Raw genomic sequence first — 24,535 nt, 5'->3', positions numbered from 1 at the left:
ATGTTCCACAACTCGATCTGACATGCTGTGCGCCGCAAAGCAGCAAGACAGCGGCGACCAAAAGAAAGGTGCCCGAAATGCTCGATATGAATGCAAAACCCACCGAAGAGATCGATGTCCGCGAGGTCTTCGGAATTGACAGCGATATGAAGGTCAAGGGATTTGCCGAGCGCACCGACCGCGTGCCGGAAATCGACCCGACCTACAAATTCGACCGCGATACCACGCTGGCCGTGTTGGCAGGCTTTGCCTATAACCGCCGCGTCATGATTCAAGGCTATCACGGCACGGGAAAATCCACCCATATCGAGCAGATCGCCGCGCGGCTGAACTGGCCCTGTGTGCGGGTCAACCTCGACAGCCATGTCAGCCGGATCGACCTGATCGGGAAAGATGCGATCAAGCTGGTGGATGGCAAGCAGGTTACCGTGTTCCACGAGGGCATCCTGCCGTGGTCGCTGCGCAATCCGACCGCGATCATTTTCGACGAATATGATGCAGGCCGCGCCGATGTGATGTTCGTGATCCAGCGTATTCTGGAAGCAGAGGGCAAGCTGACCCTGCTGGACCAGAACGAGGTAATCACGCCGAATCCCTATTTCCGCCTCTTCGCCACCGCGAATACCGTGGGTCTGGGCGACACGACCGGCCTCTATCACGGCACCCAGCAGATCAACCAGGGCCAGATGGACCGCTGGTCGCTGGTGGCCACGCTGAACTATCTCAGCCACGATGCCGAGGCCGCGATCGTTCTGTCGAAGAACCCCAATTACAACAACGAGGCAGGCCGCAAGACCATCAGCCAGATGGTGCATGTGGCCGACCTCACCCGCACGGCCTTCATGAATGGCGACCTGTCCACCGTCATGAGCCCGCGGACCGTCATCGCATGGGCGCAGAATGCGCGCATCTTCAACGACGTGGGCTATGCGTTCCGCCTGACCTTCCTCAATAAATGCGACGAACTCGAGCGCCAGACCGTGGCCGAGTTCTACCAGCGCCTGTTCGATGAGGAACTGCCCGAGAGCGCGGCCTCGATCGCGATCTGATCGCCTTGAGCGCGGCCCTCACAGGGCCTGAAAATCTGGAAAGCCGGAGCCTCTGCTCCGGCTTTTTTTACGGTTTGGAAAGCAAAACCGGCGAAGCTCTGCGCATGATGATTTACATGCGCCTTGCCCTCAGTCTCTCTATCGCCGGTCTTCTGGCCGCCTGCGAGCCACAATATGCGGCCCGCGATGTTCTGCGCGAATGCCAGACACTCTATCTCGAAAACGATCGGTTTACCGATGCCAATCTGGCCTCCGAAGCCATGAATGGCTATCGCGGTCCGCATGTGCCCTCGATGCATGCGATGCTGATCCCGCAGAAAAGCTACAAGCCCCGCAAGGTCGAGCAATGTGACGAGATCCTTGTGCTGGAACGTCGCCTGCCCGGACGCTAACGCGCATTGAAAAAGGGTCCGGAAGCACCGGACCCTTTCCCGTTGACTGCGGCGCTCGGCCTCAGCCCTGAAGCGCGGGCTTCGTCAGGTTGCCCCAGAACTCCATATCGCCCAGCAGCTCGTCCAGCGTGGGGTCGATATGATCGGGGAAGGCTTTGGCGTCCCGCTCGGTCATATTGGCAAAGAAATCCGCCCCCGCGATATGGACCGCGCCGCGCACCGGCACCATGCCGAAATTGATCGCGATCACACGCAGATGCTCGGCGGCGCGCATCGCCCCCGACGGACCGTAGCCCACGATCCCCAGCGGCTTGCGGCGCCAGCCGGTATAGGCGTAATCGAAGGCGTTTTTCAGAACACCCGGGATCGAGTGGTTATATTCGGGCGTGACCACGATGAACCCGTCATAGCCCTTCAGAAGATCGTTCCATTTACCCTTCGCGCCCCCTTCGGGCTCGGAATAGGCCGGCGCCATCGATTCCTCGAAATGCGGCAGCACATGATCGCGCAGATCGATCAGCTCAAACTGGAACGCCTGGCGGTTGGCGGTTTTGTCCATGAACCATTCGGTCACGACATCTGCAAAGCGGCCTTCGCGGGTGGTGCCGACGATAACGCCGATTTTCAACGGATCTGCCATTGGTATCTCCTATATATGCCGGGGCATATCCGCCCCCGTTGCTGGCCAAGTTAACGTGCAGAAATGTGGCGGCAACCCCCAGTTCGGTGCAGAGCCGCACGAAGCTTGCGCAGGCCTGGCACCTGCCCATCCGACCTGCGGCACACAGGCCGCGCTTCTCCTCTTGCGAAGGGCCAGACGTGGTGCTTTATCTTGGGCATGAGCAAGCCAATCGACAACCCCGCCGATCCGTTCAAGAAAGCCCTCGCCGAGGCGACCAAAACCATGGCCGACCGCCCTGAGTTGACGGTCAGCTACACGGTCGACCCTTCCGGCTCGACGGGCGATACGATGCGCCTGCCGCAGGTCTCGCGCAGGATGACGCGCGACGAGGTCCTGCTGGCCCGCGGCACCGCCGACCAGCTGGCGCTGCGTCTGCGCCATCACGATGCGGGCACCCACGGGCGCTACCGCCCCTCGGGCGATATGGCCGCGGCGCTGTATGAAGAGATGGAATTTGCCCGCTGCGAGGCCTTGGGCGCGCGCGACATGCCGGGCACGCTCTCCAATATCGACGTCAAGATCTCGCATGAGGCGCTGCGCAAGGGCTATAACCAGATTCGCAACCAGTCCGAAGCGCCCTTGCATGTGGCCGCGGGCTATATGATCCGCGAGATGGCCACGGGACGCCCCCTTCCCCCCGGCGCCTCGAATATCCTCGACCTGTGGAAACCCTTCATGGAGCAACAGGGGATCAATCTCGACAAGCTGCAGGATGTGCTGGCCGACCAGACGGCATTCGCTAAATTCTCGCGTCAGCTGATCTCGGATCTGGGCTATGGCGACCAGCTGGGCGATGACCCGGATGACGAGATGGGCGATGACGGGGATGATGCCGAGGAGGCCGCCCCCGAGAATGATCGCGGCGAGATGGAAGAACAGGAGCAGCAGGATCAGGAAGATGCTGACGCCTCTCCCGAGCGTGCGCAGGAAGAAACGCAGGACCAGCAGCAGGCCGCAACGTCGACCGAGGAACTGGCCGACCCTGCCGATGGCGAAGAGGTCGAAATGCCCGACCCCGACGCCGCCCTTGAGCCTCCACCACCCCCTGCCGCCTCCGATGCTGACCCGAATTATACGGTCTTCCGCACCGAGTTCGACGAAGAGATCATGGCCGAGGATCTGGCAGAAGTGGCCGAATTGGAACGCCTGCGCGCCTATCTGGACCAGCAGCTGGAACCGCTCAAAGGTGCCGTCTCGCGGCTGGCCAACAAGCTGCAGCGCCGTCTGCAGGCCCAGCAGAACCGCTCGTGGGAATTCGACCGCGAGGAAGGCATGCTCGATGCGGGCCGTCTTGCGCGCGTCGTGGCCAACCCGACCACGCCTTTGTCCTTCAAGATCGAGCATGACACCGAATTCCGCGACACGGTGGTGACGCTCCTGCTGGATAATTCGGGCTCCATGCGCGGGCGCCCGATCTCGATTGCCGCGATCTGTGCCGATGTTCTGGCGCGCACGCTGGAGCGCTGCAATGTGAAGGTGGAGATCTTAGGCTTTACCACGCGGGCGTGGAAAGGCGGCCAGAGCCGCGAGGAGTGGCTCAATGCGGGCCGTCCGCAGCAACCGGGCCGTCTGAACGACCTGCGCCATATCATCTACAAACGCGCCGACACGCCGTGGCGCCGTGCGCGGCCCAATCTGGGTCTGATGATGAAAGAGGGTCTGCTGAAGGAGAATATCGATGGCGAGGCGCTCGAATGGGCGCATAAGCGCATCGCCAAACGCTCCGAGGCGCGCAAGATCCTGATGGTGATTTCGGATGGGGCGCCAGTGGATGATTCCACGCTCTCGGTGAACCCTGCCAATTTTCTCGACAAGCATCTGCATGATGTGATCGCCATGATCGAGAAACGCCGCGCGGTCGAGCTGCTGGCCATCGGGATCGGCCATGACGTGACCAAATATTACAACCGCGCCGTCAAGATCTCAGATGCCGAGGAACTGGCCGGCGCCATGACCGAACAGCTGGCGGGCCTCTTTGACGCCGATCCGCGCAAGCGCGCGCGTGTTCTGGGCATGCGGAAGGTCGGCTGATGTTTCAGGATTTCACGGTCAAGACGAACCCCGAAACAGGGGCACCCCGTCTGGCGGCCCTGCGCGATGTGCTGGCCTCACGCGGACTTGCGGGCTTCATCGTGCCGCGCGCCGATATCCATCAGGGCGAATATGTGGCTGATCGCGATGCACGGCTTGGCTGGCTGACAGGCTTTACCGGCTCGGCGGGCTTCTGTGTGGTGCTGCCCGAGATTGCGGGCGTGTTTATCGACGGGCGCTACCGTGTCCAGGTGCGTTCCGAGGTGGATCTGGCCGTTTATACGCCGGTCAACTGGCCACAGACACAGGCAGGCGCGTGGATTGCCGAGCATCTGGCCGAGGGCCAGATCGGCTTTGATCCGTGGCTGCATACCCATAGCGAGATCGAGGCGATCCGTAAGGCGCTGGCCAAGACGCGCGTGACGCTGGTGCCTGTGGATAACCCTATCGACGAGATCTGGACGGACCGCCCTGCCCCGCCGCAGGCCCCTGCCCGCCAGCATCCGCCGGAATTTGCGGGCGAATCTTCGGCCGACAAGCGCGCGCGCTTGGGTGCGGCTCTGGAGGATGCCGGCGACACGGCGGCCGTTCTGACTCAACCCGATTCCATCTGCTGGCTCCTCAATATCCGCGGTGATGACATTGCCCGCAATCCGCTGGTGCAATGCCTTGCAATCCTGCAAGCGGATGGCAGGGTGGATCTCTTTGCCGAGCCTGCCAAATTCTCGCCCGAGCTGCTGGCCGGACTGGGCCGGGATGTAACGCTCTGCCCACCCGATCAATTCGGCGCGGCGCTTTGCGCGCAATCGGGATCGGTGCTGGTTGATCCGGCCACCGCGCCCTATGCGGTCGGACCGATCCTGTCGGAAGCCGGCGCCACGCCGCATTATGCTTCCGATCCCTGCGTTCTGCCCAAAGCGCGCAAGAATGCCGCCGAGATCGCGGGCATGAAAGCCGCCCATCACCGCGATGCCTGTGCAATGGCCGAGTTTCTGGCATGGCTCGATGCGGAGGCCCCCAAGGGCAATCTGACCGAGATCGACGTGGTGACCGCGCTGGAAAACTCCCGCCGCGCCACCAATGCCCTGACCGAGATCAGTTTCGATACGATCTGCGGCGCGGGACCCGACGGGGCCATCGTCCATTACCGTGTGACCGAAAAGACGGACCGTCCCGTGAATACGGGCGAGTTGCTTCTGGTGGATTCGGGCGGGCAATATGTGGATGGCACCACCGATATCACACGCACCATTGCCGTGGGTCCGGTCCCCGAGGAGGCCCGCGCACCCTATACACGCGTGCTCAAAGGCATGATTGCGCTCTCGATGGCGCAATGGCCCGAGGGCGTGGCCGGCAGCCATCTGGATGCGCTGGCGCGGATGCCGCTCTGGCAGGCCGGTCAGGATTATGACCACGGCACCGGCCATGGTGTGGGCGCGGCGCTGTGTGTGCATGAGGGGCCGGTGCGGATTTCGCGCGCCTCGACCCTGCCCATTGAAACGGGCATGATTCTTTCAAACGAGCCGGGCTATTACCGCGATGGCGCGTTCGGCATCCGGATCGAGAATCTGGTTCTGGCCACTCAGGCCGCAAAATCCCCCGAGGCCGACGAGAGCCGCCGGATGCTGGCCTTCGAGACCCTCACATGGGTGCCGATCGACACCCGTCCCGTGCTGGTCGATCTGCTGGACCCGCCCGAGCGCGACTGGCTCAATGCCTATCACGCGGACTGTCTGGAGAGGATCGGGCCGCATGTCTCGCCCGCGACGCGGGATTGGATGGAGAAGGCCTGCGCGCCGATCTGACCCTATATCACGCGGCCTTCGGGCCGCGTTTTTCTTTGCCCCGTTTTTTACGTTGCGAGGCCGCCTATCGGGACTGGACATACCGAAACCCGGAAAAGCAAAAAGCCCCACGAAGGGGCTTTTGCTTCTCCATCCGGAGAATGGTGCGGTCGAGAAGACTCGAACTTCCACGGGAGTTACCCCACAGCGACCTCAACGCTGCGCGTCTACCAATTCCGCCACGACCGCACTGTCTCTGGCTTGGTGAGGGCTATCTAGCGGGTGGCGCGGGCGTTGAAAAGAGGAAAAATGCACTTTGATGATTTTTTCTTTGATCTCCGCCCGTTCCCCCTTTTTTATAAGGGTTTGCGGGCTTGCATCCTTGCCCCGAAAGCGCGACATCAGGGGAAATTCCGGAGGATGCCATGGTAGAGTGGATACATTCAGACAGGCCCGTCGCTTATGAGGAGGCCTTGGCCTTCATGGAAGCCCGTGTGGCCGCGATTCATGCCGGCGAGGCCGAGGAAGCCATCTGGCTTCTCGAACATCCGCCCCTCTATACGGCGGGCACCTCGGCACAGCGCGAGGATCTGGTCGATCCCGACCGCTTCCCCGTCTATGAGGCCGGTCGGGGCGGGCAATACACCTATCACGGGCCGGGCCAGCGCATCGCCTATGTGATGCTCGATCTCAACCGCCGTGGCCGCGATGTGCGCGGCTTCGTGCAGAAGCTCGAGAACTGGGTCATCGCGGCGCTTGCCGATTTCAACGTGAAGGGCGAGATCCGCGAGGGCCGTGTGGGGGTCTGGGTCGAGCGCCCCGACCGTCCGCGCGGCATCGACGGGTCGCTGGCCGAGGACAAGATCGCCGCGATCGGGGTGAAGCTGCGCAAATGGGTCAGCTTCCACGGCATCTCGATCAATGTCGAACCGGATCTGGAGCATTTCACGGGAATCGTGCCCTGCGGGATCAAGGATCACGGGGTCACCAGCCTTGTCGATCTGGGCCTGCCGGTGGAACTTGGCGATATCGACGCCGCCCTTATGGAGCATTTCCCCGAGATCTTCGACCCTAGCGAAATTGATGCCCGCTAAGTGAATACCTATATCGGGACTGATTGTGTTATCATACCGACCATGTCCGGTGGCCCGCCTACCGGCCAGAGGACTGACCTAAGGACCCTTGCGATGAAGATCAGCCGTTATGCCACACTCGCCGCCATCGGTACAACTCTGGCCTGCGCCACCCCCGTTTTCGCGCAGGATGCCGCGAAGGGCGAGAGTGATTTCCGCACCTGCCGCTCCTGCCATGCGATCACCGCCCCCGACGGATCGGCGATCGTCAAAGGCGGAAAGGTCGGCCCCAATCTCTATGGCGTGATCGGGCGCAAGGTCGGCAGCCTCGCAGGGTTCCGCTACAAGGACGGGCTGAAATCTCTGGGTGATCAGGGTCTGGTCTGGACCAAGGCCGAGCTTGAAGCCTATATCACCGACCCGACCGGCTGGCTGCGCGAGAAAACCGGCGACAGCTCGGCGCGCTCGGGAATGACCTACAAAGCCAAAAGCGGTCAGGCCGATATCGCCGTCTATCTGGAATCGGTCGCGAAATAAGCGCGACCCGAACCCGCCTTCCGATGCCCGCCCCGTCCGGCGGGCATTTCCTTTCGAGCGGTTTGACTGTATTGCGGGCTCGATTCCGCCCTTCAGGAGACCCGACATGCCGCAAGAGACCGCCAGCCCACAGCCCGCGACCATCGGCTCGGCGCGGTTTTCCGACCACAAGACGCTCGGCATCCTGTATCTCCTGACGGCGCTGGTGGTCGGGCTGATCTCGGTGCTGTTCACGGTCTATATGCGGCTCGAGCTGATGGAACCGGGGGTGCAGTATCTGTGCTCGGAAGGCACACGGCTCTGGCCCGGCACGGCGCCCTGTTCGCCCAATACCGCCTTGTGGGAAATGCTGGCCGCCTCGCACGGGGTGCTGATGATGTTTTTCGTGGCGATCCCCGGACTTTTTGCGGGCTTCGGCTCCTATATCCTGCCACTTCATCTGCGCGCACCCGAGCTGGCCTTCCCGCGGATGAACCGCAGCGCCTACCAGCTCTATGTGCTGGCCTGCCTGATGGGCGTGGGCGCGCTCTTCTCGGCCCATACTGCTCCTATCGCCATTGCGGCCCTCTTCGTCATGGGACTTTCGACGATTCTGACCGCGATCAATATGGTCACGAGCGTGCTGAACATGCGCGGCGCGGGCATCACCTTGCACAACGCCTCGCCCTTCGCATGGTCGATCCTTGTGACGGGGGCAATGGTGCTCTGCGCGCTACCGGTGCTGGCGGGTGCGATCACCATGATGCTCGACCCAGCCTACCGCCGGATCATCCATAGTGACGACCCCGAACTTTACCGCCAGATCCTGTGGTTCTTCAGCCATCCGCAAATCTATATCATCATCCTGCCGGGCTTCGGGATCGTCTCGCAGATCGTCACCACCTGCGCAGGGCGCCCCCTGTTTGCCCAGAAAGCGGTGATCTATGCGATGCTGGCGATCGGCCTTCTGGGCTTTGCCACATGGGCGCATTACATGTTCACCCGCGGGCTGATGGCGGGATCCGAAAGCGGCTTCACGCTGGCGGCCACGATCGTGGGGCTTCCCACGCTGGTGATCCTGTTCTCCTGGGTGATGACACTGGTGCAGGCGCGGCCCCTGTGGCGCACGCCGTTGCTATGGGCTCTCGGTTTCATCTTCCTCTTTGTCGTGGGCGGGCTGAGCGGGTTGCTGCTAAGCGGCGCGCCGCTCGATATCGACCATGCCAGCACCTATTTCGTGGTGGCACATTCGCATTATGTCATGAGCCTCGGTGCGATCTTCGCCCTCTTTGCGGGGATCTATTTCTGGATCGGCAAGATGACGGGGCGCGCCTATCCCGAATGGATGGGACAGCTGCATTTCTGGCTGATGTTCCTTGGCACCAACCTGACCTTCTTCCCGCAGCAGATTCTCGGGCAGGAAGGCATGCCGCGCCGGATACTGGACTATCCGCAGCAATTCGCTCTGCTCAACCAGCTTTCCTCTCTAGGCACCTTCCTGTCCTTCGCGTCTTTCCTGCTGTTCATCGCAACGATCCTCTGGACCCTTCTGGCAGGCCGCAGGGAGGCGATGCCCGTCTGGGTTCACGCGCAGATGAGCCCTGAATGGACGCTGCCCTCACCGCCGCCTGCGGATTGTTTCGAGACGCGGCTCTAGCCTCCACTCAGGCAGGGCCAATTGGCAGACAGCGGTATTGGCGCTCGACTGTCAGCGCCGCAGAGCGTGCCCATTCGTCGGATTTGCGGTTCACGCTGGCTTCGAGCGATCCACCGCTCGATACACCTGCCTTGAGCACTGAGATCAGCGTCTTGGCAAAGACCGGACCATAGGAAGCGATCTCGTGTTCATAGGCCTGATGGGCCTTCTGTGCACGGGCACGTGTCTCCCGCTCGTCCGCTCCCTTGCTGCAGGCATAGGCAAGTTTGCCACCGCTCTGGCTCGAGAAGGACAGGATCTCGCGATCCGGCATGGCCGACTGCACCTGCCCCGTCGGATTGGTGCAGGCTGCCACTGCGCCAAGCATCATAACCCCCACAATCGGCTTCCACTGTATCATGCCAGACATACGACCCCTTCCGCTGAGTTAACGGGGAAGGGGTGTGAAGATCATGGGCTTCAAATGCAAGTCACGGCTTCGCAAGGTGGCGGGGATCGGCCTGCCGCTCAATGTCCGCCGAGCATATGCGGGAGCACGGAATGCGCGAGCTCTTCCAGTTCGCCAATCGTCAACTGGTCAAACATATCGCGCGACATGCCCCGCAGGTCGCGTTCTTTACGCAGGCCCTTGCGGGCCGCCAGAGCCACCTGCGCTGCGCGGGCATTTAAAACCGAAATCATATCCATCCTTCAACCCTTTCTTACACGTCACTAAAGAATGCCAATGAAGGGATTAAAGATGGGTTCCGACACAACCTGAAGATTAGGCAGATTTGTGCCGGATACGGCGTGATACGCATAAAAAATGGCGGCAAAAGCCGCCATCTCCATCCGCCCCATACGCCTGTCAGGCCGAGAGCCGGTCCTTCACGCGCGGACCGACAGACGCGAAATCCATCTGGCCGGTATATTTGCCCTTCAGCACGCCCATGACACGGCCCATATCACGGATCGAGCTGGCCTCGATCTCGGCGATTGCCGCATCGATGGCCGCCTTGACCTCGTCATCATTGAGCTGGCGCGGCAGGAAGGTCTCGAGGATCTTGATCTCGGAAAGCTCTTGCTCCGCCAGCTCCAGCCGCCCGCCCTCTTCATAGGCCCGCGCGCTTTCATGGCGCTGCTTCACCATCTTGCCCAGAATCTGCATCACGTCGGCATCGGTGATCTCGTGTTCCTCACTGGTGCCGCGCATCGCGATCTCGCGATCCTTGATGGCCGCATTCACCAGACGGAGCGTCGACAGACGCGCCTGATCCTTGTCGCGCATCGCCTCTTTCAAGGCGGCGTTAATTTTTGCGCGCATGTCCACGGCAAAACCCCTCTTCATGTTCAAGAGGGCAGGATACTCCGATCGTCACAAAGGCACAATACAGCTAAGCCATTGTATTTAATGCATATCATGTTTTCTCTTTGAGGTCTTGACCATTGGGGCCTACGCTCGTAGGTTCCGGCAGATTTTGCCCCGGGGAGTCGCGCCATGTCTGCAAACCACCAGTCATCCGAAAAACCCACCGCGCTGATCGCGCTGGCGGACGGACAATTGTTCTACGGGAAAGGCTTCGGTGCCACCGGTGAAACCGTCGCGGAACTCGTGTTCAACACCGCCATGACGGGTTATCAGGAGATCATGACCGATCCGTCCTATGCAGGTCAGGTCGTTACCTTCACCTTCCCGCATATCGGCAATGTCGGTGTGAACGCGGAAGATGACGAGACCCAGGATCCGGTTGCCGCCGGCATGGTCGTGAAATGGGACCCGACGGAGCCGTCAAGCTGGCGTGCGACCTCGAACCTCGTGGACTGGCTCGAGAAGCGTAACCGGATCGGTGTGGGTGGCATCGATACCCGCCGCCTGACCCGCGCGATTCGCCAGCTGGGCGCCCCGAATGTGGCCATTGCCCATAATCCCGACGGTGTTTTCGACATCGAGGCGCTGGTCAAGAAGGCCCGTGACTGGTCCGGTCTGGTCGGCCTCGACCTCGCCAAGGACGTGACTTGTGCACAATCCTACCGCTGGAACGAGATGCGTTGGGCATGGCCGGATGGCTACGCGCCGCGCACCGAGGAAGGCAAGAAGGTCGTCGCCATCGATTTCGGTGCCAAGCGCAACATCCTGCGCTGCCTGGCCTCCGCCGGCGCCGATGTGACCGTGCTTCCCGCGACCGCGACCGCCGAGGAGATCCTCGCGCTTAACCCCGATGGGGTCTTCCTGTCGAACGGTCCGGGCGACCCTGCCGCGACCGGTGAATATGCCGTGCCGATGATCAAGGACATCCTTAAGACCGACCTACCGGTCTTCGGGATTTGCCTTGGACACCAGATGCTTGCGCTGGCTCTGGGTGCCAAGACCATCAAGATGAACCACGGCCATCACGGCGCGAACCACCCCGTGAAGGATCTCACCACCAACAAGGTGGAGATCACCTCGATGAACCACGGTTTCGCCGTGGACAGCCAGACGCTGCCTGAAGGTGTGACCGAAACCCATGTGTCGCTGTTTGATGGCTCGAACTGCGGGATCGCTATGGAAGGCCGTCCGGTCTTCTCCGTGCAATACCACCCCGAAGCCAGCCCGGGCCCGATGGACAGCTACTATCTGTTCGACCGTTTCATCGCCGCGATGAAATAATCCCCACAGAGTTATCCACAGCTTGGAGGGCGTTTTCCCGTGATGGAAAACGCCCTTTTCATTTGTAGTTAACGATTGATTCAACTTTTAGGCGAAATCTTGTCCTCAGTTTTAGCCTGGGGGCGAACGCATGAAAACGACTCTCTACGGTCAGAAGGCCGTATCCTCGGACAATCTGTCCGACCTGACCGCGCGGCTGGCCAAGCCCAAGCGGCGCGTGCCACCGCCGAGGCGGGCACAGATCGGCCGCACGCCACTTGGCCAGATCCTTGTCGATATGGGCTATCTCAGCCCGGGGGATCTACTGAAAGCGGTATCGCTGCGCGGGCGCGAGGAGGCGCGGCTCGGCGATATCCTGATCGCCCATGGCTGGATCACCGAGACCCAGCTGATGGACGCCTTGGCCCAGCAATGGAACGCCAGCCCCTATGATCTGGCGCAGGATCCGCCCGATCCACGGCTGATCGACGCAATCGGGGCCGAGCTGTGCTGCACCAAGGTCATCGCGCCGGTCAAACGGGTGGGTGGCGTGACGCTCGTGGCCTCCGCCCATCCCGATCTCTTTGACGAGATCCGCAAGGAACTGCCCGAAGCCTATGGTCCCTACCGGATGGTGATCTCGACCGAGCGCGCCATCACCGACAGTCTGCTGGCGCGCAGACAGACCCATATGATCCGCCGCGCCGAATCGCGCGTCGCCTCGGAAATGAGCTGCCGCCTGCGCGACGAGCGCCGCGCCGCGGTTTTCCTCTTCGGCCTCCTGTTCAGCACGGCATTGGGGCTGATCGCGATGCCGCTGGTGGTGTTTTCCATCATCACCGCCTGGGCGATCCTTACCCTTCTCCTGACCACGGGGCTCAAACTCTGGGCCGGCATCACCCAGATCCGCCACAAGGACAGCCTGCCCACGACGGGAGTGGCAGCCCCCGACCGCTTGCCGGTGATCTCCATCATGGTGCCGATGTTCCGCGAGCCCGATATCGCGCCGCGGCTGGTGGCACGGATGTCGCGCCTGCATTATCCGCGCGAGCTCCTTGATCTGGTGCTGGTCGTCGAGGAGGACGACCATATGACACGCGATGCGCTGGCCCGCGCCGATCTACCGCGCTGGATGCGCGTCCTTCCGGTGCCCGACGGGCCGATCAGGACCAAACCGCGTGCGCTGAACTATGCACTCAATTTCTGCCGCGGGAGCATCATCGGCGTCTATGATGCCGAGGACGCCCCCCATCCCGACCAGCTGCACACCATCGCGCGGCGCTTTGCCCATGCACCCGCCGATGTCGCCTGCCTGCAGGGCGTGCTCGATTATTACAATCCCTCGACGAACTGGCTCTCGCGCTGTTTCACTATCGAATATGCGACATGGTTCCGGATGATCCTGCCCGGTGTGGCAAAAGCCGGATTCGTGGTGCCGCTGGGCGGCACGACACTGTTTTTCCGCCGTAAGGTGCTGGAGGATCTGGGCTGCTGGGATGCGCATAACGTGACCGAGGATGCCGATCTGGGAGTCCGGCTGGCCCGCAAGGGCTATCGCACCGAACTGGTGTCAACGGTTACACAGGAAGAGGCCAATTGCCGGATGCTGCCATGGATCAAGCAGCGCTCACGCTGGCTCAAAGGCTATGCCATCACATGGGCCGTGCATATGCGCGACCCCAAGCGCCTGATGCGCGATCTCGGGCCCCGTCGGTTCTGGGCGTTTCAGGTGATGTTTCTGGGATCACTCTCGCAATATGTGCTGGCGCCGTTTCTGTGGAGTTTCTGGCTGATGGTCTTCGGGCTGCCGCATCCGATCGAGATGTTGCTGAGCCCGTTCCAGATCAAACTACTGGTGGCGGGGTTCATCACCGCCGAGCTGGTCAATATATGCCTCGCGGTCTGGGCGGTCCGCGGCGAAAGCCACCGGTTTCTGATCCCATGGGTGCCGACGATGCAGCTCTATTTTCCGCTCGGCGCGCTTGCGGCATGGAAGGCGATCTACGAACTCATCGAGAAGCCGTTCTACTGGGACAAGACGACCCACGGGATTTTCGATCTCCATATCACGCTTCCGGGCACCACCAACGAGCAGGCTCCGGCCATGCAGGCCAGCCCTCCACGTCCGAAACGCGCGCCGTGGATCAACTGAGTGCGATCAGGAGGGTTGACCACCGTGAGCGCGGGCATCGCTCTGGAGCCGGGTGACGAAGGCCTCCGAGATATGGGCCCGCAATGCGGCCCCCGCCTCGTCCTCGTCGCCTGCCGCTATCGCATCGACGATTCGCTGATGCTCGGCCAGAGCGACCTCGCCACGGCCCTCCGCCGCCAGCGACGTGGTCGCCAGAAGCGCCATGGACCGGTGCACGAGATCGAGCTGCTGCACCAGATAGCGGTTATGCGAGGCCAGATGGATCTGCCGGTGGAACCGCTTGTTGGCACGGCTCAGCGCGATCGGATCGCCCAGCTTCTGATGATCTTCCTCGATCATCGACTGCATCACCCGCACTTCTTCGGGCGCGGCATGGCGGGCGGCCAGACGGGCGGCCAGTGCCTCCAGCTCGGCGCGCACAGTATAGAGCTCGGCCAACTGGTTGTGATCGAGCGAGGCCACGATCAGCGAGCGCCCGTCGCGCGCCAACATGGATTGCGTCTCGAGCCGCTGCAGCGCCTCGCGCACCGGCGTGCGCGATACGCCCAGCCGCTCGGCGAGTTCCGATTCCACCAGCCGGTCGCCCGGCTTGTAGGTTCCGGCGTCGATCGCTTCGAGGATCAGCGTGTAGGCGTCTTTTTGCATTATCTGGCTCGCATATCTGGTCGGGAGACCTTAGGAGCCAGCGCCCGCTGTGACAAGCACAAGAAGTGCGACATTTACACTCCGTCCCGAACCGCGCTAAGCATCGGCTATGAGCCACGCATCCCCCCTCCCCGCCGCCATCGACACCAGTGCCTTCGGCCATGTCACCGACTGGGTCTTCGATCTCGACAACACGCTTTACCCGCCCGAAGCTGCGCTCTTCGCGCAGATCGAGGTGAAGATGGCGGATTATGTGATGCGCACCCTGAAGGTCGATGCGGCCCGCGCCAATCATCTGCGCAGCCATTACTGGGCCCTTTACGGCACCACGCTTGCGGGGCTGATGCACGAGCATGGTATCGATCCGGTGCCTTTCCTGCACGAGGTCCATGATATCTCCTTCGACGCGCTTCTGCCCGATCCGGCGCTGGCCGCAGGCATCCGCGCCCTGCCCGGACGCAAGATCATCTATACCAACGGCTCGGCCCCCTATGCCGAACAGGTGCTGGCCGCACGCGGGTTGAGCGGGCTGTTTGACGGGATCTACGGCGTCGAACATGCCGATTTCCATCCCAAACCCCGCGCCGAGGCCTTCGAGATGGTCTTTGCCAAGGCCGGCATCACCCCCGCGAAAGGCGCGATGTTCGAGGATGATGCCCGCAATCTCGAGGTGCCGCATGGTCTGGGAATGCAGACGGTCCATGTCGCTCCCGAGGCGCTTGAGGCAGATCATATCGGCCATCACACAAATGACCTAAGCGGCTTCCTGACGGCGCTTGCAAAGGCCGGCGGATCTGGCCTTTGACGACCGCCGCGCTATAATTGCGCCAAGACCGCTTCACAGAAAGATCCTTGCCATGACCGCAGAACCGACCCAGACCGACATCCTGATTTCGGGTGGTGGCGTGGCGGGCCTGACCGCCGCCTGCGCGTTCGGTTCGGCGGGCTTGCATGTCATCTGCGTCGATCCTGCGCCGCCCGTGACCGATGGTGCGGCGGCAGGGGCCGATATGCGTTCGACCGCCTTCCTCCAGCCCGCCGTCGAGGTGCTCGAGGAGGCGGGGCTCTGGGCGCGGCTTGCCCCCCATGCCGCCGCATTGCAGATCATGCGCATTGTCGATGCCGGTGGCGACACCCCCGTGGCGCGGCTTACGCGTGATTTCGATGCCGCCGACATCTCGGATCAGCCCTTCGGCTGGAACCTGCCCAACTGGCTCTTGCGCCGCGAGATGGTCGCCCGTCTCGAAGAGCTGCCCAATGTCGATTTCCGCGCGGGCGTGGCCACCACCGGCCTCGTGACCCGCCGCAACGAGGCGCGCGTCACCCTGTCGGATGGCACCCATGTTCAGGCGAAGCTGGTGATCGGCGCTGACGGGCGTGACAGCTTCATCCGGCAGGCGGCGGGCATTCCGGCCAAGATCCACCGCTATGGTCAGAAGGCACTGGCCTTTGCCGTAACCCATCCCATCCCGCATGAGAATGTCTCGACCGAAGTCCACCGCTCGGGCGGGCCGTTCACGCTGGTGCCGCTCCCCGACCGCGACGGGCAGCACTGCTCGGCAATCGTCTGGATGGAACGTGGTGCGGAGGCCGACCGCCTGGCCACGCTCGAGAAAGACGCGTTCGAGGCGGAGATGTTCGAGCGTTCGACCGGTATCCTCGGCCCGCTGACGCTGGTCACCCGCCGTGCGGTCTGGCCGATGCGGATGCAGCATGCCGAGCGGCTGGCTGGCGAGCGCGTGGCGCTGATTGCCGAAGCCGCCCATGTTATGCCGCCCATCGGTGCGCAGGGGCTGAATATGAGCCTCGCCGATATCCGCTGCCTGCTGGATCTGTGCCGCAAATACGAGGCCGATCTGGGCAGCACCGAGATGCTGACCGCCTATCACCGCGCCCGCTGGCCCGAAATCCGGGCGCGGATTGCGGGGATCGACCTGCTGAACCGCGCCTCCATGCTGGCCCCGCGCCCGCTGCGCGATCTGCGGGCGGGCGCGCTCGGCGCGATTTACGGGCTCAAACCCGTGCGCCGTCTGATGATGCGCGCGGGTCTGGGCCTGAAATGATCAGGCGGGTTCGCTGAGCGCGAGCCCCCCTTCCTCTTCGAGAAACGCCACGATCTCGGGCACGCCCTTACCCGCCTTCAGCTGCGCCATCACATAGGGCCGCGCGCCGCGGGCCTTTTGCGTGTCGCTTTCCAGAAGCACCGGATCGACACTCACATAGGGCGCGAGGTCGGTCTTGTTGACCACCAGCATATCCGAACGCGTCACCCCCGGCCCCCGCTTGCGCGGAATATCCTGCCCCGCCGCCGTGTCGATCACATAGATCGTCAGATCGGCCAGCTCGGGGCTGAAGGTCGCGGCCAGATTGTCCCCGCCCGATTCGATCAGCACCAGATCCAGATCGGGGAAGGCCTTGTTGAGATCGGCGATCGCGGCCAGATTGATCGAGGCATCCTCACGGATCGCCGTGTGCGGGCAGCCCCCCGTCTCGACGCCGCGGATACGCTCGGCGGGCAGAACCTGCGCCCGCATCAGCGCCTCGGCATCCTCGCGGGTATAGATGTCATTGGTCACCACCGCCATCGAGCAGCGCCCCGCCAGCGCGCGGCAGAGCTGTTCGGTCAGGGTCGTCTTGCCCACGCCCACTGGGCCGCCAATGCCGACGCGCAAAGGTCCGTTTGCCATGGTTCTCTCCTTTTTCAGGTCTTGAAGATGCGCACATCCAGCGTTTCGTGCAGCATCGATCCCAGATCGGCGCGGAACGCGGCTCCTGCCAGATCATCCAGACCGGCATGGGCCGCGCGGGCACTGATCCGTGAAATATCGTCATGCAGGGCCGCAAGCACCCGCTGCCCCTGCGCCTGCCCGAGCGGCACGAAGCGAACCGCGCAGGACACAAGATTCGAGGCGAAGCCATGCAGGAAAACCGCGATAATCTCCTCGCGCGGCAGATCCAATGCGCGCGCCGCCTGCGCCACCGCAACCGGCAGCGCGATCTCCTCCGGATCCTCCCCACCCATCATCTGCGCCTGCGCACGGGCAAAGGCCGTGCCCTGATCGAGCGTCTCGCGCAGGCGTTCGGCACTGGCCGCAAGCGCGCGCGCCGTGGCATCCAGATCGTCCGCGTCCTGCCCCGCCAGCCCGCGGGCCAGCAGGACGGCATCATTCCACCCCGCCCCATGTGAGAGGATATCGGAAAGCCACAGGCGCAGCCCCACCTCGTCACGGACCTCACCTGCAGAAATCGCCTGCTCGAGCCCGTGGCTATAGGCGAAGGCACCGGTCGGAAAGGCCGGAGACATCCACTGGACGAGCGACAGAAGAGCGGAGGCGGTCATACAGGCCTACCCGTGGCTGTGGTCGTGATGGTGGTGACCATGACTATGCCCGTGATCGTGGCCGTGATCGTGGTCATGGGAATGCCCATGGTCGTGGCTATGGCCATGCTCGTGCCCCATCGTCCGGCCCATACCATAGGCACCACTTTCGGGGGCAAAGGGAGCAACGGCCTGCACGACATCCGCCCCGAGTTGTTTCAGCATCGCCTCGAGCACATGATCCTGCCGGATCACCAGACGGTCTGCCTCGATCTGGCAGGGCGTGTGACGGTTACCGATATGCCATGCCAGCCGCGCGAGATCGCCGGTGACCACCAGCACCGGCTCCTCGGCGCAGGTCACCTCGATCCGGCGACCATCCGAGAGGACAAATGCCTCGCCACCGCGCAGATTGGTGACCTCGGGCAGATCGACCAGAAAGCCCTCGCCCGTCACCGTCACCAGTTTCTTGCGGCGCAGGAAGCGGCCCTCGTAATCGAGCGCCACCTGTCCATCGGCTTTGTCCCAGTGGCCTGCGGGCTCGATGGTGGAAGAGATGATTTTTTCGCTCATATTCGCCTCGTTATTAGATAGGTCTTTACCATTATCGGGAGATGCTCGCCTTAAGGATGAAACAGAGAGAGCCATCATGCCCGACCCCCGCGCCCCGATGTCGCCTGCAGACGAGCTTGCGCAGATCCGGATCCAGATCCAGCGGCTGCGCCAGCGCGAGGCCGAGTTGCGCGAGGCATGGCTGGCGCAGGCCGATATGCCGCGCATCGGCCAATGGCACAAGGTCGAGCTGTTCACCTGCCGCGAGCGGATCTTCGATCCGCGGCTTCTGCCCGACGAGATCCGCAAGAACCCGTCCTATACCCGCGAGAAGATTACCCGCTCGATCCGCCTGCGTCGCAAATCCAAGGTGGATGCGCTCAGCCATCTGCCCGAACTCGCCAAGATAGAGCCGCCCGCACCCCAGAAGATCCTGTTCCGGCGCCATAACGCCAGTTGAGGGCCGCGGGCGGATCATCTCAATACAGGAAGTAGCGCTGTGCCAGCGGCAGCTCGGAGGCCGGCTCGCAGGTCAGCAACTCGCCATCCGCCCGCACCTCGTAGGTTTCGGGATGCACCTCGATCTTGGGACGTGCGGCATTGTGGATCATATCCGCCTTGCCGATCCCGCGCGTGCCTTTTACCGCCAGAACCTGCTTCTGCAGCCCCAGCTTGGCCGCCACACCATTGGCCTCGGCCGCCTGAGAGACAAACGTCACAGCCGACGCCCCGAGCGCGCCGCCATAGGCGCCGAACATGTTGCGGGTGTAGAAGGGCTGCGCGGGGATCGAGCCGTTCGGGTCGCCCATCTGCGCCGAAACGATCATGCCGCCCATCAGCACCATCTCGGGTTTCGCCCCGAAGAAGGCGGGGTTCCACAGCACAAGATCGGCGCGTTTGCCGACCTCGATCGAGCCGATATGTTGCGAGATCCCGTGGCAGATCGCAGGGTTGATCGTGTATTTCGCAATGAAGCGTTTGACGCGGGCATTGTCGTTATCGCCGGTTTCCTCGGCCAGACGGCCGCGCTGTTTCTTCATCTTGTCGGCGGTCTGCCAGCAGCGGATGATGACCTCGCCCACACGGCCCATCGCCTGACTGTCCGAGCTGATGATCGACATCGCGCCCATGTCATGCAGGATATCTTCCGCCGCGATCGTCTCCTTGCGGATACGGCTTTCGGCAAAGGCCACATCCTCGGGCACCTTGTTATCGAGGTGGTGGCAGACCATCAGCATATCCAGATGCTCTTCCACCGTATTGCCGGTATAGGGCCGCGTCGGGTTGGTGGAGGACGGGATCACGTTCTCCTCGCCCACCACGCGCAGGATATCGGGCGCGTGGCCACCGCCCGCGCCCTCGGTATGGAAGGCGTGGATCGTGCGGCCATTGATCGCGGCCAAGGTGTTCTCGACAAAGCCTGACTCGTTGAGCGTATCGGTATGGATCATCACCTGCACATCCATATCGTCGGCCACCGAAAGGCAGCAGTCGATGGCGGCGGGCGTTGTGCCCCAATCCTCATGCAGCTTCATGGCCGAAGCACCGGCATTGACCATCTCGACCAGCGCCTCGGGGCGCGAGGCATTGCCCTTACCCGAGAGCGCGAGATTCATCGGGAAGGCGTCAAAGGACTGCAGCATCCGCGAGATATGCCACGGGCCGGGCGTGCAGGTGGTGGCCAGCGTCCCATGTGCGGGGCCAGTGCCGCCGCCCAGCATGGTGGTGATGCCCGAGGCCAGCGCATCCTCGATCTGCTGGGGACAGATGAAATGGATATGCGCATCCATGCCGCCTGCGGTCAGGATACGCCCCTCGCCCGCGATCACCTCGGTGCCCGGACCGATGATGATATCCACGCCCGGCTGGGTGTCGGGGTTCCCGGCCTTGCCAATCGCATGGATACGGCCATCGCGCAGCGCGACATCGGCCTTGTAGATGCCGGAATGGTCAACGATCAGCGCATTGGTGATCACGGTATCGACTGCCCCGCCTGCGCGGGTGATCTGGCTCTGGCCCATACCGTCGCGGATCACCTTGCCGCCACCGAATTTGACCTCCTCGCCATAGGTGGTCAGGTCGCGTTCGACCTCGATGATCAGATCGGTATCGGCAAGGCGCACGCGGTCGCCGGTGGTCGGGCCGAACATATCGGCATAGGTCGCGCGGGAAATCTTGGCGGGCATCTCGGGCCTCCCCTCACATAGCGTTGTAAAGGCGGCGCAGGTCCTCGCTGCGACGCTTGGTCAGTTCTGTCTTGCACATGGCCACGGCCATCGGCTGCATCGAGCCACCGTCATATTCCAGCCCCTCGGCCATGCAGGCGGCATCGCGATAGGCGATCCATGCCCGCTGCGCCTGTAACAGCGCCTCGGCCTGAGCCGCGCCACGCTCGTGCGCGCGCGTGCGAGCCTCGGCATAGGCGGCGTTCAGCTCCGCATCGGCGGCCGCGTAGTCCTGCCCTGCGCAAGCGGTCATCTCGGCCTGCGTCCCGGGGGCATCGCAGTCGAGCGCCCAGACCGGCGCTCCCCCGAAGCCCGCAAGCGAAAGGCCGAGAACCACCGGAAGAACAAGTTTCATCTTTTCTTCCCCGGAACAGAGGGGCCACGCTTGGCCAGACGTTTCACATTGGCCCGTGTGCGCCGCGCCACAGGGCGCAAGGCGGCATGGACGACGGTCTCGGGCGGCTTGCCCGATGCCGCGGCCTGCGTGGCCTTGGTCAGGCTTTCCACGGCAGCCTTCTGTTTCTCGGCCACCATGCGGGTCATCTCGGAGGGCGCCATCGACCAGAAACCGGCCATTCCGGCCACGCGCATGGCGATCACCATCTGCGCCTCGCCCACCATACGGGCATATTCGAACCACAAACGATAGGCGGTAACTGGCGACATGGCGTCCTCCTTCGGGGGGGTTACAGTTTGCCCATGACCTTCTGGTTGAAGCCCCAGACCTCGCGCGCACCGCGATAGGGCACCAGCGTGACCTCGCGCGACTGGCCCGGCTCGAAGCGCACGGCGGTGCCCGCCGCGATATCCAGCCGGTAGCCGCGCGCAGCCTCGCGGTCGAATTGCAGACCCGGATTGGTCTCGGCAAAATGGTAATGGCTACCGACCTGGATCGGACGGTCGCCGGTATTGGCCACCAGGAGGGTGACAGGGGTCAGCCCCTCATTCAGCGTGATCTCGCCAGCGGCGGGAAGGATTTCACCGGGGATCATGTGCTTACCCCGCGAAAGCCAGCGCGAGACCGGCCGCAGCCGTCGCCACTCCCAGACCGCGCAGCGCGAAGCGGTGGATCACACGGCCGAAGACCATCCCCGCCACATGCAGACCGGCAGTGGCGAGCGTAAAGCCCGCGAAATAGGCCGCCATCCCATGCGCCGGACCTTCCGCCCCATGTGCCCAGCCATGCGCCATGCCAAAGAGCGCCACCATCGGCACCAGTGCGGCCACCGGCAGACGTGCCGAGAGCGCCACGATCGCGCCCAGAACGATGATCGAGGCAAGGATCAGCGGCTCGACCGAGAAGAACGGCACGCCATGCGCGCCCATGGTGGCACCGACCAGCATGGAGCCCACAAAGCCCGCAGGCACAGCCCAGAGCGCACGGCCACCCAGTTGCACGGCCATCAGACCAATGGCCACCATCGCCAGAATATGGTCAGCCCCGCTCAGCGGGTGCGCGATACCAGCCATAACGGTGCCGGCCTCATGGCCCGGATGCGCCATGGCAACGCTCGGCAGAAGGGCGGCGGCGGCGATGGTTTTCTTGAGATGTTTCATGGGAGTTCCTCGGTATCAGCGAATAGGGTGGTGGACGGTCACGAGTTTCGTGCCATCGGGGAATGTTGCCTCGACCTGAATGGAATGGATCATCTCGGGGATGCCCTCCATACATTGTTCACGGGTGATCACCTCGGCGCCGGTTTCCATCAGCTCGGCCACCGACCGGCCCGCGCGCGCGCCCTCGATCACGAAATCCGAAATGATCGCGATCGCCTCGGGATGGTTGAGCTTCACACCACGCTCCAGCCGCCCGCGCGCCACCATGGCGGCAAGGCTGACCATCAGCTTTTCCTTTTCCCTCGGGGTCAGGTTCATCTTATCCCTCTTCCTAAATCTGCCAGACGCGCGGTGCGGGCACATTGCCCCGCAATACCGCCATCACCCGCAGCAATTGTTTGCGTAGCGGCCAGCCATCTCTGGCGATACACCGCATGATCACCTTGCCATCAAAACCGGAGGCTGCCGCTTCGACGCCCTCCTCGTCAAGCACATCCCGCACGCGGCTAACCGCATCCTCGGCGCCCTGACAGCACATCACCATCGTGGCAAAGGCACGGGCATCGCCCAGTAACGCGCCACGGTGTCCGAGCTCGGCGGTGCCCATCACAAAGGGCTCGATCATCACAGGCCTTCCCGCACGGCGGATCTCGCGCCGGTCGCGTAGGCCCAACGTGCCGACGATCTCGCCCATCGCATGGCGCCCCAGCACCACGGCCTCCAGCATCAGGCAGCCCGCATCAGGCGCCAGATCGATCACCGTGTGCCGGTCGATATGGGAGCGGTCGAACAGGATTGTCTCCTGCGGCACCCAATCAAGCCAGCTGCCCGCCCCCACCCTGTGCGTTACCCGCACGGTGGCCGCACCGTCATCGGCACGGTAGGCGCGCTCGGCCGCCTGGGTGGTGGCCACCACGCGGCCTCCTTCGATATCAAGCGCATAGGATAAGGTATCGCCCGAGGTCAGACCACCCGAGGTATTGAGAAACACCACCTCCGGCACCGCCCCCACACGCGGCAGCTGCGCCTTGGCCGAGCCGCGCTGGCGCAGCCCTTTCAGCCGACCGGCCTCAAAGCGCACGGCGGCATCGCCATGGCTGCGCTGCATCTGCGGGGAATTCTTGTGATCAAACATCATGCGTCCTTTCCCCGCCTCTTCTCGGTATTTATGCCCGAGGTCCATGCTGCCCCCAAGCCAAGAGCCTGATTTTCCCTATCATTGAGGCGGAATGTTCATAAAGTAACCAAACGGCGTATTTTTGGGCACTACCCGAGCGGTCCGAGACGGCGCTCCTCGGAGAGCATCACATTCGCTTCGACATGACCAACCGCCGGAAGCGTCATGATCCGCCGCCGGAGCACCCGCTCGAAATCGGGAATGTCACGGGCGGTCACCTGCAACCGGTAATCGAACTGGCCCAGAACGTGCTGGATCACCTGCACCTCCGGAATCGCCCCTGCCGCGCGCTCGAAATCCTCGAGGCTAACGCGGCCTCGCGTGGCGAGCTTGATTCCCAGAAACACCGTCACGCCAAAGCCCACCGCCGCACGGTCGATCACCGCCCGCGTGCCCGCCAGCACGCCGGCATCCTGCAACCGCTTCACCCGCCGCCATGCGGAGGGCTGCGACATCCCGAGCCGCCGCCCCAGAGCACCTGCATTCAACGTTCCATCCTCGGCCAGCGCGCGCAGGATCTGACGATCGATATCGTCGAGCGCGATCATAGCGGCAACTCCGTGCTATCCTTCACCTTGGAAATCAGCATCAGCGCGTCGGTCTCCTGGATATGCGGCAGGGACAGGATCTGGGAGCGGTAGATCTGCTGGTAATGCGCCATGTCACGGGCAATCACATTGAGCCGCACATCGGTCTGGCCAAGAAAGGTCTGGATCTCGATCACCTCGGGCACCTTACGGGCGGCCTCCAGAAACTGGTCGAAAGCCCGCGGATTTGTCTTGTCGAGCGTGAAGCGCAAGGACACTTCGACCTCCCACCCCAAGGCCCGCCAGTTGATGATCGCCTGCCGCCCCTGCAACACCCCCTCGGCCTGCATCTTCTCGATCCGGCGCCAACAGGTGGCCGTGGTCAGCCCCGCCCGCTCGGCCAGATCGGCATTGCTCTGCGCCGGATCGGCCATCAGATGGCGCAAGATCCGCCGATCCACATCATCAAGTTGCATGAATATTTCATCCAGATCGAAAATTACGAATTACAATTTCGATATTGCGCATATTTTATTCCGATCGTCATGGGAATTTTTGTCTGAGCCTGTATTGTGGCCCTAACCGCAAG

Annotated in this window: 29 protein-coding genes and 1 tRNA gene; 12 read left to right on the top strand and 18 right to left on the bottom strand. The window is 62.9% G+C overall.

Annotated elements, in window-relative coordinates; all coding sequences use genetic code 11:
- Nucleotides 1–77: 77 nt before the first annotated feature.
- Nucleotides 78–1,049: a cobaltochelatase subunit CobS gene (gene cobS / locus ABEB22_RS09610; RefSeq protein WP_339113118.1), complete on the top strand. Its 972-nt coding sequence runs from the start codon at nucleotides 78–80 to the stop codon at nucleotides 1,047–1,049.
- Nucleotides 1,050–1,153: 104 nt separating this feature from the next.
- Nucleotides 1,154–1,441, top strand: coding sequence for a hypothetical protein (locus ABEB22_RS09605; RefSeq protein ID WP_339113119.1), 288 nt, complete (start codon nucleotides 1,154–1,156; stop codon nucleotides 1,439–1,441).
- 61 nt (nucleotides 1,442–1,502) lie between these two features.
- On the opposite strand, the gene ABEB22_RS09600 is transcribed toward ABEB22_RS09605, so the two are convergent.
- Nucleotides 1,503–2,081 (bottom strand): NADPH-dependent FMN reductase, encoded by a 579-nt coding sequence (locus tag ABEB22_RS09600; RefSeq protein WP_406870162.1) that lies wholly within the window; start codon nucleotides 2,079–2,081, stop codon nucleotides 1,503–1,505.
- A gap of 198 nt (nucleotides 2,082–2,279) precedes the next feature.
- Here ABEB22_RS09600 and cobT point away from each other — a divergent pair, with 198 nt between their 5' ends.
- Together cobT and ABEB22_RS09590 are read left to right on the top strand one after the other, a co-directional pair.
- Nucleotides 2,280–4,154 (top strand): cobaltochelatase subunit CobT, encoded by a 1,875-nt coding sequence (gene cobT, locus ABEB22_RS09595; protein WP_350936925.1) that lies wholly within the window; start codon nucleotides 2,280–2,282, stop codon nucleotides 4,152–4,154.
- A complete protein-coding gene (locus ABEB22_RS09590) occupies nucleotides 4,154–5,959 on the top strand; it encodes an aminopeptidase P family protein (RefSeq protein ID WP_406870161.1) in 1,806 nt (601 codons plus the stop codon). The genes cobT and ABEB22_RS09590 overlap by 1 nt, the downstream gene beginning before the upstream one ends.
- A gap of 141 nt (nucleotides 5,960–6,100) precedes the next feature.
- Here the strand turns inward: ABEB22_RS09590 and ABEB22_RS09585 are convergent.
- Nucleotides 6,101–6,187, bottom strand: a tRNA-Leu gene (locus tag ABEB22_RS09585).
- A 176-nt stretch (nucleotides 6,188–6,363) separates the two neighbouring features.
- Between ABEB22_RS09585 and lipB the strand changes: the two genes are divergently transcribed.
- From lipB to ABEB22_RS09570, 3 genes are all read left to right on the top strand, one after another.
- Nucleotides 6,364–7,032 carry a lipoyl(octanoyl) transferase LipB gene (gene lipB / locus ABEB22_RS09580; RefSeq protein WP_406870160.1) on the top strand — a complete coding sequence of 223 codons (669 nt, stop codon included), beginning with the start codon at nucleotides 6,364–6,366 and terminating at the stop codon, nucleotides 7,030–7,032.
- Between the two features lie 93 nt (nucleotides 7,033–7,125).
- Nucleotides 7,126–7,548: a c-type cytochrome gene (locus ABEB22_RS09575; protein ID WP_406870159.1), complete on the top strand. Its 423-nt coding sequence runs from the start codon at nucleotides 7,126–7,128 to the stop codon at nucleotides 7,546–7,548.
- 106 nt (nucleotides 7,549–7,654) lie between these two features.
- On the top strand, nucleotides 7,655–9,184 hold the full coding sequence (locus ABEB22_RS09570) for a cbb3-type cytochrome c oxidase subunit I (RefSeq protein WP_406870158.1): 1,530 nt from the start codon (nucleotides 7,655–7,657) through the stop codon (nucleotides 9,182–9,184).
- A gap of 7 nt (nucleotides 9,185–9,191) precedes the next feature.
- Here the strand turns inward: ABEB22_RS09570 and ABEB22_RS09565 are convergent, their stop codons facing one another.
- The 3 genes from ABEB22_RS09565 to ABEB22_RS09555 all read right to left on the bottom strand — a co-directional run bounded on the left by ABEB22_RS09565 (nucleotide 9,192) and on the right by ABEB22_RS09555 (nucleotide 10,493).
- Complete coding sequence (locus ABEB22_RS09565) at nucleotides 9,192–9,593, bottom strand: hypothetical protein (protein WP_339113126.1); 402 nt, start codon at nucleotides 9,591–9,593, stop codon at nucleotides 9,192–9,194.
- Between the two features lie 98 nt (nucleotides 9,594–9,691).
- Complete coding sequence (locus ABEB22_RS09560; RefSeq protein WP_339113127.1) at nucleotides 9,692–9,865, bottom strand: DUF3008 family protein; 174 nt, start codon at nucleotides 9,863–9,865, stop codon at nucleotides 9,692–9,694.
- 166 nt (nucleotides 9,866–10,031) lie between these two features.
- Nucleotides 10,032–10,493 (bottom strand): GatB/YqeY domain-containing protein, encoded by a 462-nt coding sequence (locus tag ABEB22_RS09555; RefSeq protein WP_339113128.1) that lies wholly within the window; start codon nucleotides 10,491–10,493, stop codon nucleotides 10,032–10,034.
- A gap of 168 nt (nucleotides 10,494–10,661) precedes the next feature.
- On the opposite strand from ABEB22_RS09555, the gene carA reads away from it, so the two are divergent.
- Nucleotides 10,662–11,813: a glutamine-hydrolyzing carbamoyl-phosphate synthase small subunit gene (gene carA, locus ABEB22_RS09550; protein ID WP_350936949.1), complete on the top strand. Its 1,152-nt coding sequence runs from the start codon at nucleotides 10,662–10,664 to the stop codon at nucleotides 11,811–11,813.
- Between the two features lie 130 nt (nucleotides 11,814–11,943).
- Nucleotides 11,944–13,944 (top strand): glycosyltransferase family 2 protein, encoded by a 2,001-nt coding sequence (locus tag ABEB22_RS09545; RefSeq protein ID WP_406870157.1) that lies wholly within the window; start codon nucleotides 11,944–11,946, stop codon nucleotides 13,942–13,944.
- A gap of 6 nt (nucleotides 13,945–13,950) precedes the next feature.
- On the opposite strand, the gene ABEB22_RS09540 is transcribed toward ABEB22_RS09545, so the two are convergent.
- Nucleotides 13,951–14,589 (bottom strand): GntR family transcriptional regulator, encoded by a 639-nt coding sequence (locus ABEB22_RS09540; protein ID WP_339113131.1) that lies wholly within the window; start codon nucleotides 14,587–14,589, stop codon nucleotides 13,951–13,953.
- A 109-nt stretch (nucleotides 14,590–14,698) separates the two neighbouring features.
- Between ABEB22_RS09540 and ABEB22_RS09535 the strand changes: the two genes are divergently transcribed.
- Together ABEB22_RS09535 and ABEB22_RS09530 are read left to right on the top strand one after the other, a co-directional pair.
- The gene (locus tag ABEB22_RS09535; RefSeq protein ID WP_339113132.1) at nucleotides 14,699–15,394 is read left to right on the top strand and encodes a pyrimidine 5'-nucleotidase; all 696 of its coding nucleotides are present in this window, start codon (nucleotides 14,699–14,701) and stop codon (nucleotides 15,392–15,394) included.
- Between the two features lie 52 nt (nucleotides 15,395–15,446).
- Complete coding sequence (locus tag ABEB22_RS09530; RefSeq protein ID WP_406870156.1) at nucleotides 15,447–16,652, top strand: UbiH/UbiF family hydroxylase; 1,206 nt, start codon at nucleotides 15,447–15,449, stop codon at nucleotides 16,650–16,652.
- Here ABEB22_RS09530 and ureG read toward each other — a convergent pair whose 3' ends face one another.
- Genes ureG through ABEB22_RS09515 form a run of 3 tightly spaced genes read right to left on the bottom strand, consistent with a single transcriptional unit; the run spans nucleotide 16,653 to nucleotide 18,481 of the window.
- Nucleotides 16,653–17,276 (bottom strand): urease accessory protein UreG, encoded by a 624-nt coding sequence (gene ureG / locus ABEB22_RS09525; RefSeq protein WP_339113134.1) that lies wholly within the window; start codon nucleotides 17,274–17,276, stop codon nucleotides 16,653–16,655.
- A gap of 14 nt (nucleotides 17,277–17,290) precedes the next feature.
- Nucleotides 17,291–17,929: an urease accessory UreF family protein gene (locus ABEB22_RS09520; RefSeq protein ID WP_350936956.1), complete on the bottom strand. Its 639-nt coding sequence runs from the start codon at nucleotides 17,927–17,929 to the stop codon at nucleotides 17,291–17,293.
- A 6-nt stretch (nucleotides 17,930–17,935) separates the two neighbouring features.
- Nucleotides 17,936–18,481: an urease accessory protein UreE gene (locus ABEB22_RS09515; RefSeq protein ID WP_350936958.1), complete on the bottom strand. Its 546-nt coding sequence runs from the start codon at nucleotides 18,479–18,481 to the stop codon at nucleotides 17,936–17,938.
- A gap of 76 nt (nucleotides 18,482–18,557) precedes the next feature.
- On the opposite strand from ABEB22_RS09515, the gene ABEB22_RS09510 reads away from it, so the two are divergent.
- Nucleotides 18,558–18,920: a hypothetical protein gene (locus tag ABEB22_RS09510; protein ID WP_350936961.1), complete on the top strand. Its 363-nt coding sequence runs from the start codon at nucleotides 18,558–18,560 to the stop codon at nucleotides 18,918–18,920.
- Between the two features lie 19 nt (nucleotides 18,921–18,939).
- Here the strand turns inward: ABEB22_RS09510 and ureC are convergent, their stop codons facing one another.
- From ureC to ABEB22_RS09465, 9 genes are all read right to left on the bottom strand, one after another.
- On the bottom strand, nucleotides 18,940–20,646 hold the full coding sequence (ureC, locus tag ABEB22_RS09505; RefSeq protein WP_406870155.1) for an urease subunit alpha: 1,707 nt from the start codon (nucleotides 20,644–20,646) through the stop codon (nucleotides 18,940–18,942).
- A 13-nt stretch (nucleotides 20,647–20,659) separates the two neighbouring features.
- Nucleotides 20,660–21,040 carry a lysozyme inhibitor LprI family protein gene (locus ABEB22_RS09500; RefSeq protein ID WP_406870154.1) on the bottom strand — a complete coding sequence of 127 codons (381 nt, stop codon included), beginning with the start codon at nucleotides 21,038–21,040 and terminating at the stop codon, nucleotides 20,660–20,662.
- Nucleotides 21,037–21,351, bottom strand: a complete 315-nt coding sequence (locus ABEB22_RS09495; protein ID WP_406870153.1) for a hypothetical protein — start codon at nucleotides 21,349–21,351, stop codon at nucleotides 21,037–21,039. The genes ABEB22_RS09500 and ABEB22_RS09495 overlap by 4 nt, the downstream gene beginning before the upstream one ends.
- 20 nt (nucleotides 21,352–21,371) lie before the next feature.
- Entirely contained in the window at nucleotides 21,372–21,677 is a 306-nt protein-coding gene (locus ABEB22_RS09490) for an urease subunit beta (protein ID WP_350936969.1), read from the bottom strand.
- A 4-nt stretch (nucleotides 21,678–21,681) separates the two neighbouring features.
- On the bottom strand, nucleotides 21,682–22,242 hold the full coding sequence (locus ABEB22_RS09485) for a HupE/UreJ family protein (protein WP_339113142.1): 561 nt from the start codon (nucleotides 22,240–22,242) through the stop codon (nucleotides 21,682–21,684).
- Nucleotides 22,243–22,257: 15 nt separating this feature from the next.
- Entirely contained in the window at nucleotides 22,258–22,560 is a 303-nt protein-coding gene (locus tag ABEB22_RS09480) for an urease subunit gamma (protein ID WP_406870152.1), read from the bottom strand.
- 13 nt (nucleotides 22,561–22,573) lie between these two features.
- Complete coding sequence (locus ABEB22_RS09475) at nucleotides 22,574–23,377, bottom strand: urease accessory protein UreD (protein ID WP_406871143.1); 804 nt, start codon at nucleotides 23,375–23,377, stop codon at nucleotides 22,574–22,576.
- Nucleotides 23,378–23,508: 131 nt separating this feature from the next.
- Complete coding sequence (locus tag ABEB22_RS09470; RefSeq protein WP_350936973.1) at nucleotides 23,509–23,967, bottom strand: Lrp/AsnC family transcriptional regulator; 459 nt, start codon at nucleotides 23,965–23,967, stop codon at nucleotides 23,509–23,511.
- Entirely contained in the window at nucleotides 23,964–24,422 is a 459-nt protein-coding gene (locus ABEB22_RS09465) for an Lrp/AsnC family transcriptional regulator (protein WP_339113144.1), read from the bottom strand. The genes ABEB22_RS09470 and ABEB22_RS09465 overlap by 4 nt, the downstream gene beginning before the upstream one ends.
- Between the last annotated feature and the right edge of the window lie 113 nt (nucleotides 24,423–24,535).

Origin of the sequence: Thioclava sp. 'Guangxiensis' (assembly GCF_045348365.1) — a bacterium.
GTDB lineage: Bacteria > Pseudomonadota > Alphaproteobacteria > Rhodobacterales > Rhodobacteraceae > Thioclava > Thioclava kandeliae.
This window is presented reverse-complemented; position numbering and strand designations above follow the sequence as displayed.